Below are 11,639 nucleotides of genomic sequence, written 5' to 3' on the forward strand. Positions count from 1 at the left end.
TCATCAGAAACGATAGCTCGCTTCCAGCCCCCAGGTTCGCGGAGGCCCCGGAAGAAGCTGTGGTTTTGTTGTAGCGCGGGCAGCGCCACCTCCCTGAACACGCAGTGCCCGCCGTCCTTCGTCAAGGCCGACGATGGTTATTGCGATCTGGTCAGCCTTTACCAGCTCTACGAAAGTTTCGAGGGGCAGGGTGGCCTGCGCGCCGACCTACCACCCATGGAAGCGCGCTACCGACCCGAGCAGATTGATCTGGGCCGCTACCTGTTTTTCGACCCACGCCTGTCCGGCGATGGCACCCAGAGCTGCGCCAGTTGTCATCAACCTGACAAGGGCTTCAGCGACGGTTTGCCACGCAGCATCGGCGCCGGCCAGCGCGAACTGAAGCGCGGCGCGCCCAGCCTCTGGAATATCGGCTTTCAGCACTTGCTGATGTGGGATGGACGCAGCGAGTCGTTGCAGGCGCAGGCGCGATTGCCGCTGTTTTCCGAAGAGGAAATGAACACCACGCCTGAGCAACTGGAAGGGCGCATCAATGCCATTGCCGCCTACCGGCCACTGTTTGCGCAAGCCTTTTCAAGCGTGGGGGGCAGACCGATCACGACGGAGCATATCGCCCAGGCGCTGGCCGCTTTTCAGTCCAGTCTGGTATCGCTGAACAGCCGCTACGACCGTTATGTACACAGCAGTCAAAATGCGCTGAATGAACAGGAAATTCGCGGCCTTAAATTATTTCGCTCGTTTGACACCCGCTGCTCCCAGTGCCATACGCCACCGCTGTTCACCAACCAGCAGCTTGCGGTGACCGGTACACCGGAACCGGAGGGCTTGCCCTTCGACCGTGGCGCAGGCCCGGTGTTTGATGAGCCAACCCTGTTGGGCGCCTTCAAGATTCCGTCCTTGCGCAATGTCGCGCAGTCAGCGCCTTATATGCATTCCGGAGTATTTGCGGACCTCAAGGCGGTGGTGGGCTTCTACGCCAAGGGGCGTGGCAACGCAGCGCCAGTGGGTGTTGATCTGAAGATACACTGGCATATAGTAAATCCCGCTTTGAATGAGCAGGATCAGCGGGACCTGGTGGCTTTTTTGAAAACCTTGAATGATGAGACAGCGATGCCTGTCGAGCCTGATCTATCTCAGGTGATGCTTTATCCCTGAAATCTTCGCGAGCGGGGGCTTTCTTACAAACCCTCACCCTGTCCCTCTCCCAAAGGGAGAGGGAGCCCTCTTTGGCAGCCGAAAAATTACGGGAAACCAGAAATCCTTAATTTGAAAGTTGCTCTTCTGTAATCTGCGCTACAATGCAGATATAGATCATTATCCGCCACATCAACCAAGGGGGTTATCGATGGAAATGACATCTCGCGATTTCCTGCGACCTATGCTGTTTCTGGCGCTCTCCGGCGTGCTTGCTATCTGGAGCATATCCTTCATCGGTTACCACGCGCTTTCTGGAGAGCTCGCCAAGGTATTCGTCCCAACGCTTGGCGTCACGCTGTCTGCGCTTTGGATTCCGATTAGTGGGATACTAGTCTGCAACAAATTTTCCCATTGACTGCCCCCGGATTGGGCTTGGTCCCCTCAACGTAAATCCAGGCATCTCGATATGCGATGGTGACCGGCAGAAATGCATCCCTGTTGATCCGGCTCACCTACACTATATTTCTTCTCTTCCCACCGGTGGATCTTTCAGCCAATCGTCATCCTCCTGCGACCGACTGAAATCCGGCGATACTCCGGGGCCTTCCTTAAAGAATGAATCCCAAACACCCTCGCCTGTTCGGTGCTTGATGATTTCACACCGCGGAATACCGTGCCGGGTGATCTCATACACATCGACCTCTCCACGATCGATACACCCTACTAACTTACGGAATTCCCGCCTGGCCCGCGACAACGGTAGTGAGATACGTTTTGTCGTCACAATAGACCTCCTCTGGTACCTACGCGGTTTCCTGTTTGTATTTGGCATACATATCCAGTGACATAGCCTCGGCTAATTGCTCATCGGCCATATCAATCCCGAAAACCCTATCCGCCATTGCGGGAAACAACACCTCGGTGGGCTTGGCACCAATGAGTGTGGCTTTTTCACTCGTCAGCCTGACCAGAATCTCATTGGTTTGCGGGTTGCCGTAAACTGACCAGCATACCTGCGGGTCCTCTTTATCCTTAACGTCTTCCATGTAGGGAATTAGTTGCTGCGCGGCTTTAAGTGTCTCGAATTCATCGCTTGTCAGATAGCGCATGGTAAGGCTCCTTCAGTGTGTCGACGTGAATGGGTTTGCGGCTAGCGCTGCGTCGGTCCAGCCGGGATAGCCAGTCGTGGAGGTAGTGGCGTTTCTTGGGGTGATACCGCGCTGGCTTGAACATCGCCCGAATGAAGTGGGCAAGCTTGGGCGCATTGCGGTCCAGGGCGGCCAGCGGAGAGGCCAGTAGCTCAAGCCCTGCTGGCTCATGGGGCTGCCACTCCCCGCGTCCGGTGTAGGCGCCAGAGGCATGGGTGACGGTTTTGCCAATGTCGTGGACAACAATCAGCGCCCGCATCAGATCCTGCAGTATCGGCTCAAGAGTCGGCGGCTGGTGCTGCTGGAAGTCAATCAGCATGTCCACCGTGTGCTCAAGCAATCCGCCAGGGAAGGCATGATGGTGTCGACAGGAGGCCGGTACCGTTAACAGCCCGAGCGCGGTATTGGTATTGAGCAACACGTCGACCAGGAAGCGTCGGATCGCCCGGTGACTGACGGCGTTAAGGGACTGCAGCAGCAGGGTTAGTGCGGGGACTTGAGTGGGCACCACCCACGTTTGCGGGAGCAAGGCCTCAAAGCAGATTTCGTCTGGGTCCAGCAATCGGATCCGCTGAATCGCCAGCCTGGGTGTGCCGGGCTCGCGCCGCTGCGCCTCTTGTTCTGGCAAGGCCTTCACAGCCACCACATCACCGTAAGTAAGTGGATACTGCGGGTTCCCGCACTGATCAGGGCGCAACTGTGTTTCCAGCTGGTAGTGGCTATTGGCCAGCGCCAATACTGTGGCAGCCAGCCCGCTTTGGGTCCTGCCAGCACCCATAAACACGATCCGCAGTTGCTCGCGAATCAGTCCGTCAGGCTGCAACGGCGGCCAGACCTCGCCTGTCCCATTCTCCTTGATCATCGTCACACCTCCTCCAGCGCAAGCAGCGCTCGCTGCAGACGCTGCGCCAGCGATAGTGTGAGTTCAGATGGGTAGAAGGCGTAGCGGTCATCTTGAGCACGCACCCAATGGTAGAGGGCGCTCTCACCGCAAGCTGGCTTACCAAGTACCAGTCCCGCCGCTGCCTCCAATTTGTCGCGGTAGAGTGGCCCCGCCACCAGATACGCAATAGTTTCCGCCAGTCTCTGGCACTCAATATCGGTCAGGGGGATTCGCGGCAAACAATCGACGTTCTCCATCTGCGGTGCCCTGCACTGATGGAGTAGGGCCCATTGGTCTTCCAGGTAATCGTCGAAGAGCTCACGCAACCAACCCACGGCATTTGGTGCCAGCGAGGTGTCCTCCTCGGTTCGAGCCACTATCCAGGCACAAGTAGCCGCCAAGTTATCAGCTTCCCGGCCAGTCCCCACCAGAGCCACCAGTTCACGCCCATGAATGTCGTGGCGACCGGCCAGTAGTCGGTGGGCGATATAATCCACGATTTGATGTTCTAGTGATTTCATTCGGCCCCCTTTTCACGTGCGGTGTCGACTCCGTTTAGTGTCAGACGGCTTGCCAATACTCGCTCGATCGCTGAACCGTCTTGCCGGGTCAGGTTGGGCACATAACGTGAATACACATTGAAGAGCATCTGGGTGCTCGAATGGCCCATCTGACGCGCTATCCACTCGGGTGCCTCTCCGGAAGCAAGCCATAAGGTGGCGGCGGTATGTCGGGTTTGGTAGAGCCGGCGGTAGGGTAGTTCCAGCCGGAGAAGAGTTGGTCGCCAGACACGCTTGCCTACAATCGATATATCGAGGGGCTTACCTGTTCGGGTACAAAACACATATTCACCCAGATGAGCTGTCGCCTTGTATTGCTTTTGCAGTGCTTGGTAGACCGGTTCCGACATTTTGATCTCACGCTGAGATCCGTCGTTTTTCGTGTACTCGACCCGGCCCAGTGAGTACGTTTCTCGGACTAGAATTTCGCGCCGGTCAAAATCCACACAACGCCATTTAAGGCCGTGTACTTCGCCGCTGCGCATTCCAGTGAAGAAGCGAACCGTAAAATAGGGTTGGTAGTCGGCGCGGACAGCCTTAAGAAATCGCTCAACTTCGTCCAGGTTTAGCGGTTGAATGTCTTTCTTACGCACGCTCAGACGTTTGAGTCCCTCTCCGGGGTTTGAGAAATTGAAGCGAAGGGAGGCTTCCTTCAGGATGGCAACCAATGTCCCCATGATTTCATTGATGGTCTTCGGGGAGCGCTCGCGAATCCGGTCGCCGCTCTCGATCTCCGCTAAAGTCGACCGAAAGGACATCAGCTCGGCACGCGTAATCTCGTGAACGCGCCGGTGACCGAAGCGCGGCAATAGATGTTTGCGCATGTGGCAGCGATGCATCTTTTGGGTGTTTACTCGCCAAGCGATCTTGTTTTCCGAAAACCAGGTTTCGGCAAAGTCAGCGAAAGGGGGCGTGTCGATTTCGACTGCGGGTGCCGGCAGTTCCACTTCAGCTCTTTGAGAAGCCTGCTGTCGCTGCTTTTTGGTGAATTGCTCTGATCGACGACTACCGGGGAAGAAGGTTGCGTAATCGAAGGTGCCATCGACGATCGCCCGTTCGATTTTCTCCAGCACCTTTTCCATATTGCGACGATTGCGAGGAGTATCCTTGAGTGTGGTTTGCTCGCGGCAGCGAACTCCCATATACCGGAAATCAAAATACAGGCACTCGGTTTCTTTTCGTACGTTCACTCTAGACATGGCAAGCATCTCCCGAAGCCATAGGGATGGCAACGCGATCGTCAACTTCCCCCACCATATCTCGCTCGATATTTTCCCAGAGATATAGAATCTTCCGCCCGCCAAAAGGCCGAATATAGTGAATGCCTTCAAGCAAAACAGAGTCTTTGAGACTGGACCGAATCGTTGATGGCTCGTAGTGAATTCGCTCTGCAAGCGCCTCTGTAGTCAGGTATGTATAACTCATGTATATTCCCCTTCATATGAAGTTCTTTGGTTTCATGTGTAGCCATTTCGCTACACTTAAAGTCAAGAATACACATCAAAAATCAAAATGCAACTTCTTTTGAAGCCTAGTGACTACAAATATAGCGATATGATTAGAATAAAGTTTAAAGAAGTACTTGCTGAAAAGGAGTTTCAGGAGAAGCGTTCGATCACTCTGGGGGAGGTCGCCGAAGCGACAGGAATCCACCGAGTGACACTCTCAAAAATTGCCAACGACCACAGCTACAAACCGGGCCTTGACCTCATTGATCGCCTATTAGGTTACTTTAAGTGCGATTTAAATGACCTGTTGGTATACATTCCGGAAGAGTGACCAGTCAAAACCAACCGGTCAAAATTGATTGTTATTTGTTCAACTCTGAGGTTTGAATTTTGGCTGGTGGTCACAATCTGGGCACAGATTGGTCACAATATGGTCACAGGTGAATTCGGCAGACGAAAAAAAAGAGCTGCATTTCTGCAACTCTTTATTTTTACTGCTTTAAAGATGGTGGGTCGTGCTGGATTCGAACCAGCGACCAATTGGTTAAAAGCCAACTGCTCTACCAACTGAGCTAACGACCCTTAAAGAAGGCGCATATGGTAATGATTTCCATGAAAATGACAACCTTTTTTTGCGGGGAATTGCGTCGGCTTTTCGCGGTCAAAAAACAACCAGCTCCCGCAGGTCGTGTTTCAGTGATTACGAGCGTTTTTTGGCCAAAACCTGTAAAATGCGGCGCCTACTGAGCTCGAATGAACCGAATTAACAGGTGGTAGCAATGGATATTATTGAAACGATCAAAAAGCAGATCGAAGACAACCCGATTATTCTCTATATGAAGGGCTCTCCTAACCAGCCCCAATGTGGCTTTTCGGCCCGCACCTCCCAGGCGGTGATGGCCTGCGGTGAACGTTTTGCCTTTGTCGACGTATTGTCCAACCCGGATGTACGCGCCAATCTGCCTAAGGTCGGCAACTGGCCTACCTTCCCACAGCTGTGGGTGGACGGTGAGCTGGTCGGCGGCTGCGACATCGTGTGTGAGATGCATGAAAACGGTGAGCTGCAAACCCTGCTGAAGGAAGTGGCGGCCAAGCACCCGGCACCGGAGCAGTAAATCCCAGGCACTTTTGCCGCAGAACCTGAAAGCCGCTCAATTCGCGTTGGGCGGTTTTTTTTGTTCGGGATAAGTCCGGCAGCATTATTGCCGGATCAGGCTAAAGCTGGGTATCCAGTGGCAGCTCGGTGGTATTTTTGATTTCCGTAACAGCGATATGGGAGTGGGTTTCGCCCACCATTGGCAGGGAAAGCAGGCGCTCGCGGACAAACACCTCGTAGTGGCGAATGTCTTTGGCCACGACTTTTAGCATATAATCCCACACGCCGGTCATGGTGTAGCACTCAATCACTTCGGGCAAGGTGCGTACGGCGTCTTCAAAATCTTCCAGATATTGTCGACCCACAGTCGTCAGGTTGACGGTGGTGAACACCACCAGTTCCATGCCGAGTTTTTCTCGATCCAGCAGGGCGACTTTCTTCCGGATTAATCCGGTCTGCTCAATACGATTGATGCGGCGCCAGCAGGGCGACTGCGACATATTCAGTGTTTCAGCAATTTCAGTCGAGGTTTTGCTGGCATCCTTCTGCAGAATATTCAGGATGGTAATGTCCTGATTGTTGAGTTCTGTAGCCATTGTCAGCCCCCATAGAAGAATAATAAATCCACTATATAGAGAAATTGGGTCTACACAAAATAGGGTGTGACAGCTATGGATTTTCAACTGAGCGAAGAGCAAAACATGATTCGCGACACTGCCGCCCAGTTTGCCGAGAGCGAACTGGCACCGCTGGCGGCAAAATTCGACAAAGGCCAAGAAAAAGCAACGTTCATGGCCAACCTCAAAGAACTGGCGGAACTGGGTTTTATGGGGCTGAACGTTAAGGCTGAATACGGCGGCACTGAGGCTGGGGTGGTGGCTTTCAGCCTGGCAATAACCGAAATCGCCAAGGCCTGCGCGTCGACCGCCGTAACCACCTCGGTCACCAATATGGTGGCGGAGGTGATTCAGGCCATGGGCACCGAGGAGCAGCGTCAGAAGTACCTGCCGAAGATTACTTCGGGCGAATACGCGGCGGGGGGCTTCTGCCTGACCGAGCCGGGTGCCGGGTCGGACCCCGCCGGTATGCGAACGACCGCTATTAAAGACGGCGACAGCTATATTCTCAATGGCTCCAAGGCTTATATCACCAGCGGTGAGTTCGCCGGTGTGTTTGTGGTGTGGGCGGTTACGGACAAAGCTGCCAAGCGCGGTAAGGGCATATCCTGCTTTTTGGTTGAAAACGGCACACCAGGCCTGGTCGTTGGCCCGGCCGAAGAAAAAATGGGGCAGAAGGCCTCACCGACCAACGCGGTATATTTTGAAGACTGCCGGATTCCGGCTAACGCGCTGATGGGCGAAGAAAATCGTGGCCTGCAGGTGGCATTGGGTGAGCTGGCCGGTGGCCGTATCGGTATTGGTTCCCTGGCGCTGGGTATTGGACTGGCGGCGCTCGACTACGGCCGCGATTATATCAAGGAGCGGGAACAGTTCGGTCAGTCGCTGTCGAACTTTCAGGGTCTGCAGTGGATGCTGGCTGACGGTTATACCGAAATGGAAGCGGCCCGTTTGCTGTTGATGCAGGCAGCCTGTTTGAAAGAAGAGGGTAAGCCTTTTGCAACCCAGGCTTCGATGGCGAAATTATTTGCCACAGAAGCGGCTAACAAGGCCTGTTATACCGGCCTGCAGTTGCTGGGCGGCAATGGATACAATCGAGAATACCCGCTGGAGCGAATGGCGCGGGATGTGCGCATCACTTCCATTTACGAGGGTACTAGCGAAATACAGCGGCTGGTTATTTCCAGAGAGCTTTTGAAGTAAGCCTCTGCTTTCCACCCTCTACCTGCCGGACAGGGGCATTATCGCCACCCGGCAGGATTTTCCTCCAGCGCTTTTGCTTTGCGATTAAACGCCTGTTGCAGGCGTTTGAACTCCTCAGGGTAGCGAGCACTCACATCGTAGGATTCATTCGGATCGTTTTTGAGATCAAACAGCCACGGCCCCTTGGGCATACCTGCGGCGATGGGTTGCCCCGCTAAAGCGTAGATAACCGGCCGCTTGGGCATGTATTTAAATCGACTGTCACGCACGGCCAGTAGCTTGCCGCTGAGGTAATAAAAGTAGTCGTGCGGGCTATCCTCTCTTCCCTTCAGGTAGTTCAGCAGGCTGTGACCATCGAGAAGCCGGTCAGCCGGCGCCGGAAGCTTGAGAATATCGAGTATGGTTGGCAGCAGGTCGACGCCAGAGGCTATGCCGTCGAGCTCACAGCCCTGGCACAGGCCTTCGGGCCAGTGCGCGACAAAGGGTACATGCATGCCCCCTTCAAAGGTTTCTGCCTTACGACCGCGAGCGGCGCCGGGGCTGCCCTGAAACCAGGGGCCATTGTCCGAGGTAATAACAATCAAGGTGTTTTCATAGACCCCGGCGGCTTTGAGTGATGCAATCAGGCTGCCGATCCCCTCATCGAGTTCTTCTATCACGTCACCGTATAAACCAGCGTCGGAGCCGCCCAGTCGGCTGTCGCGCACGAACAGCGGAATATGCGGAAAGTTGTGTGCCAGATACAGAAAAAAGGGTTCATCCTTGTGGGCATTGATAAAGTCAGCCGACGCTTTTACGTAGTGTTCGCTGAGTCTGGTCTGATCCACGGGCGCGGGGATAATGACTTTTTCGTTTTTGTAGAGTGCGAAGGGAGTCATGTCGTTGCTGTAGAGTGCGCCGTAAAAATGTTCGAAGCCCATATCGTTGGGCCGTGATCCGTCCTGATCGCCCAGATGCCATTTTCCGACCAGCCCGGTACGGTAGCCTGCGGCCTGCAACACATTGGCAAGTGTAATTTCCGAGGGGGGGATGCCGACATTGAGGTCGCGTAAACGCAGCAGCCGGTCCATGGGGTGACCTTCCGGAAAAACGACATGGGACATCGCGCCGCGCTCCGCAAAGCGTCCGGTAAGATAACCGAAGCGCGCGGGGGTGCACACCGGCGCAGGGGAATAGAACTGATTTACGACCACGCCAGTCTTTGCAAGATGATCGATATTGGGTGTGTCGATTGCTTGCGCGCCGGTAAAGGCGAGATCGCCGTAGCCGAGGTCATCGTACAGAACAAAGACAATATTGGGTCGTGGGGTCGCCTTACGGGCCGCGGCTTCAGCAAGGCTGTCGAGGTAGCGCTGTTTATTGGCTAGGTGTTCACTACTGACTTTTTGCTCGTAGAAGGTGACCTTAAGACTGCCAAAAATCACGGCGATAAGAGCAAGTACTAGCAAAAGCAGCACGGTGTTCAGAATCAGTTTAAAAGGGTACAGCAATACGCGACGCACGGTGCTTCTCCTGACAGTTAAGTGTGGAAGCGATTAGGCCTTGAGTGAGCGGTTAGCGAACCAGGCAAACACTGTTAAAGACAGAGTCCACAGGAAAGCTATCGGTTCGTAGGGATTAATCCCCTGCAACCAGGCCATACCCCTAAGTAGGTTGCATTCTGCTGTTGGTGCAAAAAGGCAAACGGCGAAATTACTCATTGACTCACCGGTCTGCTGACCCACGAAATAGAAAACGGTTGCCCACCACAGCACTACCAGCACCGTGGCAATAGCGCTGAGCCAGAACACGACTTTAATCCATTTAATATCTTTCATTTTATTCCTCTGAATCAGATTTTTCCGGCTCGCAGCTGAGTGACTGCGTAGTCGGCGGCGCGAGCAGTCAGCGCCATGTAGGTCAGCGACGGATTTACGCAGGACGAAGAGGTCATGCAAGAACCATCGGTGACAAACAAATTCGGTATATCGTGAGCCTGGTTCCAACGGTTCAATACTGACTGTGTCGGATCCTCGCCCATGCGCGCGGTGCCCATTTCGTGGATGGCACCCCCGGGCGGACTGTTGCCGTCAAAGGACATTACATTGCGCGCGCCAGCGGCTTTGAGCATTGCAGCGGTCTGCTCCAGAATATCCTTGCGCATACGCTCTTCGTTGTCGCCAAAGGCACTGTCGAACTCGACTTGGGGAATGCCAAAGCGATCGCGCTTGGTGTGCGACAGCATCATCCGGCTGTTTTTATCCGGCAGATGTTCGCCGAAACCGGCCATAAAAAATACCCATGGGCCGGGCGCCCGCAGGGCCTGCTTGAAGCGCGCGCCAAAACCGCTGATCTGATGGTGCATCTGGGCCCAGTTCATGCGCATGGATCCGCCCTGAATGCCATAGCCCCGGATAAAGTCAACGCTTTCGTCTTGGCCAGGTAGATTGCGAAACCGCGGTATATAGATGCCGTTCGGTCGGTTACCGATAGTGTATTTGTCCATAAAGCCGGGTATTACCCCGAAGGAGCCGACTTCTGATGTGTGATCCATCAGGTAGCGACCCAGCACGCCACTGCGATTGGCCAAGCCATTGGGGAAGTGCTCTGAGGTGGAATTGAGCAGTATCTGGGTGCTGGCGATGGTTGAGGCGCACAGAAATACCAGTTTGCCGGTAAAACGAATTCGCTCCTTCGTATTGGCGTCGATTACGTTCACCGCGCTGACTTTGCCAGAGGCCTTATCGTACTCTAGATTTTCTACCACGCTGTCGGCGCGTATGGTCAGGTTACCGGTCTTTTCAGCGGCGGGGAGGGTAGAACTGAGGCTGCTGAAATAGGCGCCAGCGGAGCAGCCTCGCTCACAGGGGCCGCAGTAGTGGCAGGCTCCGCGCCCGTTTTTTGGCTCGGTCTGCACGGCGGCACGGCCTATGGTCATCACCCGGCCCGGGTACTGCTTTTCTATTCTTTCCTTTGCGGTACGTTCCACAGCATTGAGGTTCATGGGTTTCTGAAATTCGCCGTCGGGCAAGTGAGGAAGGTTCAGTTTTTCGCCGCTAACACCGGCAAACTTTTCGACGTAGCTGTACCAGGGGGCGATATCCTTGTAGCGTATTGGCCAGTCTATGCCGTGGCCGTCGCGTTTGTTGGCCTCGAAATCGAGATCGCTCCAGCGGTAGACCTGTCGCCCCCACAACAGTGAGCGCCCGCCCAGCACATCGGCCCGCTTCCAGTTGAAAGGTTTACTTGGGTTATAAACATAAGGATTGTTTTTGTCATTGTTGAAAAAATGTCGAGTGGTTTCGTTGAAGGCGTAAACCTTGCTCTGAATGGGGTACTCTTCTTTGTACAGTTCGCGCAGTGGCTTGCCGGCGTAAGGTATTTTCCAGGGCGGCATGTGCTCGCCCTTGTAATCCAGGCCGTGGCGAATAGGGGCGCCGCGTTCCAGCACGAGTACCTTCAGTCCTTTTTCGGTAAGTTCTTTGGCTGCCCAGCCACCGGAAATACCTGAGCCGACAACAATGGCATCAAAATCTTGTGTTTGTGTTGCTGACATAATTATTGTCCC

The 11,639-nt window shown here is 54.4% G+C and carries 14 protein-coding genes and 1 tRNA gene; 5 read left to right on the forward strand and 10 right to left on the reverse strand.

What is annotated here, in order from left to right; all coding sequences use genetic code 11:
- Positions 1–216 precede the first annotated feature (216 nt).
- Both ABY734_RS06990 and ABY734_RS06995 read left to right on the forward strand, forming a co-directional pair.
- The gene (locus tag ABY734_RS06990; RefSeq protein WP_372747143.1) at positions 217–1,155 is read left to right on the forward strand and encodes a cytochrome-c peroxidase; all 939 of its coding nucleotides are present in this window, start codon (positions 217–219) and stop codon (positions 1,153–1,155) included.
- Positions 1,156–1,345: 190 nt separating this feature from the next.
- Entirely contained in the window at positions 1,346–1,552 is a 207-nt protein-coding gene (locus tag ABY734_RS06995) for a hypothetical protein (protein WP_372778256.1), read from the forward strand.
- A 388-nt stretch (positions 1,553–1,940) separates the two neighbouring features.
- Here the strand turns inward: ABY734_RS06995 and ABY734_RS07000 are convergent, their stop codons facing one another.
- Genes ABY734_RS07000 through ABY734_RS07020 form a run of 5 tightly spaced genes read right to left on the reverse strand, consistent with a single transcriptional unit; the run spans position 1,941 to position 5,153 of the window.
- Positions 1,941–2,246: a hypothetical protein gene (locus tag ABY734_RS07000; RefSeq protein ID WP_372747145.1), complete on the reverse strand. Its 306-nt coding sequence runs from the start codon at positions 2,244–2,246 to the stop codon at positions 1,941–1,943.
- The gene (locus ABY734_RS07005; RefSeq protein WP_372747146.1) at positions 2,224–3,147 is read right to left on the reverse strand and encodes a hypothetical protein; all 924 of its coding nucleotides are present in this window, start codon (positions 3,145–3,147) and stop codon (positions 2,224–2,226) included. The genes ABY734_RS07000 and ABY734_RS07005 overlap by 23 nt, the downstream gene beginning before the upstream one ends.
- Before the next feature lie 2 nt (positions 3,148–3,149).
- A complete protein-coding gene (locus tag ABY734_RS07010; protein WP_372747147.1) occupies positions 3,150–3,689 on the reverse strand; it encodes a hypothetical protein in 540 nt (179 codons plus the stop codon).
- Positions 3,686–4,927 (reverse strand): Arm DNA-binding domain-containing protein, encoded by a 1,242-nt coding sequence (locus tag ABY734_RS07015; protein ID WP_372747148.1) that lies wholly within the window; start codon positions 4,925–4,927, stop codon positions 3,686–3,688. Before ABY734_RS07015 ends, ABY734_RS07010 begins: the two co-directional genes overlap by 4 nt.
- Positions 4,920–5,153, reverse strand: coding sequence for a hypothetical protein (locus ABY734_RS07020; protein WP_372747149.1), 234 nt, complete (start codon positions 5,151–5,153; stop codon positions 4,920–4,922). Before ABY734_RS07020 ends, ABY734_RS07015 begins: the two co-directional genes overlap by 8 nt.
- 87 nt (positions 5,154–5,240) lie before the next feature.
- Here ABY734_RS07020 and ABY734_RS07025 point away from each other — a divergent pair, with 87 nt between their 5' ends.
- Positions 5,241–5,507, forward strand: coding sequence for a helix-turn-helix domain-containing protein (locus ABY734_RS07025; RefSeq protein ID WP_372778257.1), 267 nt, complete (start codon positions 5,241–5,243; stop codon positions 5,505–5,507).
- A gap of 175 nt (positions 5,508–5,682) precedes the next feature.
- On the opposite strand, the gene ABY734_RS07030 is transcribed toward ABY734_RS07025, so the two are convergent.
- A tRNA-Lys gene (locus ABY734_RS07030) sits at positions 5,683–5,758 on the reverse strand.
- Positions 5,759–5,955: 197 nt separating this feature from the next.
- On the opposite strand from ABY734_RS07030, the gene grxD reads away from it, so the two are divergent.
- A complete protein-coding gene (gene grxD / locus ABY734_RS07035) occupies positions 5,956–6,291 on the forward strand; it encodes a Grx4 family monothiol glutaredoxin (RefSeq protein WP_372778258.1) in 336 nt (111 codons plus the stop codon).
- A gap of 100 nt (positions 6,292–6,391) precedes the next feature.
- On the opposite strand, the gene ABY734_RS07040 is transcribed toward grxD, so the two are convergent.
- On the reverse strand, positions 6,392–6,868 hold the full coding sequence (locus ABY734_RS07040; protein WP_372778259.1) for an Lrp/AsnC family transcriptional regulator: 477 nt from the start codon (positions 6,866–6,868) through the stop codon (positions 6,392–6,394).
- A 75-nt stretch (positions 6,869–6,943) separates the two neighbouring features.
- Here ABY734_RS07040 and ABY734_RS07045 point away from each other — a divergent pair, with 75 nt between their 5' ends.
- On the forward strand, positions 6,944–8,092 hold the full coding sequence (locus tag ABY734_RS07045; RefSeq protein WP_372778260.1) for an acyl-CoA dehydrogenase family protein: 1,149 nt from the start codon (positions 6,944–6,946) through the stop codon (positions 8,090–8,092).
- Between the two features lie 38 nt (positions 8,093–8,130).
- Here ABY734_RS07045 and ABY734_RS07050 read toward each other — a convergent pair whose 3' ends face one another.
- Genes ABY734_RS07050 through ABY734_RS07060 form a run of 3 tightly spaced genes read right to left on the reverse strand, consistent with a single transcriptional unit; the run spans position 8,131 to position 11,627 of the window.
- Positions 8,131–9,594 (reverse strand): sulfatase-like hydrolase/transferase, encoded by a 1,464-nt coding sequence (locus tag ABY734_RS07050; RefSeq protein ID WP_372778261.1) that lies wholly within the window; start codon positions 9,592–9,594, stop codon positions 8,131–8,133.
- Between the two features lie 33 nt (positions 9,595–9,627).
- On the reverse strand, positions 9,628–9,909 hold the full coding sequence (locus ABY734_RS07055; protein ID WP_372778262.1) for a hypothetical protein: 282 nt from the start codon (positions 9,907–9,909) through the stop codon (positions 9,628–9,630).
- Between the two features lie 14 nt (positions 9,910–9,923).
- Positions 9,924–11,627, reverse strand: coding sequence for a GMC oxidoreductase (locus ABY734_RS07060; protein WP_372778263.1), 1,704 nt, complete (start codon positions 11,625–11,627; stop codon positions 9,924–9,926).
- Positions 11,628–11,639 lie beyond the last annotated feature (12 nt).

Origin of the sequence: Litorivivens sp. (assembly GCF_041624475.1) — a bacterium.
Lineage (GTDB): Bacteria > Pseudomonadota > Gammaproteobacteria > Pseudomonadales > Spongiibacteraceae > Litorivivens.

What these genes read in the sequence shown, in the direction of transcription:
- ABY734_RS07005 (WP_372747146.1), bottom strand. Translation starts at nt 3,147, where the DNA reads ATGATCAAGGAGAATGGGACAGGCGAGGTCTGGCCGCCGTTGCAGCCT.
- ABY734_RS07020 (WP_372747149.1), bottom strand. Translation starts at nt 5,153, where the DNA reads ATGAGTTATACATACCTGACTACAGAGGCGCTTGCAGAGCGAATTCAC.
- ABY734_RS07045 (WP_372778260.1), top strand. Translation starts at nt 6,944, where the DNA reads ATGGATTTTCAACTGAGCGAAGAGCAAAACATGATTCGCGACACTGCC.
- ABY734_RS07015 (WP_372747148.1), bottom strand. Translation starts at nt 4,927, where the DNA reads ATGTCTAGAGTGAACGTACGAAAAGAAACCGAGTGCCTGTATTTTGAT.
- ABY734_RS07040 (WP_372778259.1), bottom strand. Translation starts at nt 6,868, where the DNA reads ATGGCTACAGAACTCAACAATCAGGACATTACCATCCTGAATATTCTG.
- ABY734_RS07025 (WP_372778257.1), top strand. Translation starts at nt 5,241, where the DNA reads ATGCAACTTCTTTTGAAGCCTAGTGACTACAAATATAGCGATATGATT.
- ABY734_RS07000 (WP_372747145.1), bottom strand. Translation starts at nt 2,246, where the DNA reads ATGCGCTATCTGACAAGCGATGAATTCGAGACACTTAAAGCCGCGCAG.
- ABY734_RS07010 (WP_372747147.1), bottom strand. Translation starts at nt 3,689, where the DNA reads ATGAAATCACTAGAACATCAAATCGTGGATTATATCGCCCACCGACTA.
- ABY734_RS06995 (WP_372778256.1), top strand. Translation starts at nt 1,346, where the DNA reads ATGGAAATGACATCTCGCGATTTCCTGCGACCTATGCTGTTTCTGGCG.
- grxD (WP_372778258.1), top strand. Translation starts at nt 5,956, where the DNA reads ATGGATATTATTGAAACGATCAAAAAGCAGATCGAAGACAACCCGATT.
- ABY734_RS06990 (WP_372747143.1), top strand. Translation starts at nt 217, where the DNA reads ATGGAAGCGCGCTACCGACCCGAGCAGATTGATCTGGGCCGCTACCTG.
- ABY734_RS07055 (WP_372778262.1), bottom strand. Translation starts at nt 9,909, where the DNA reads ATGAAAGATATTAAATGGATTAAAGTCGTGTTCTGGCTCAGCGCTATT.
- ABY734_RS07060 (WP_372778263.1), bottom strand. Translation starts at nt 11,627, where the DNA reads ATGTCAGCAACACAAACACAAGATTTTGATGCCATTGTTGTCGGCTCA.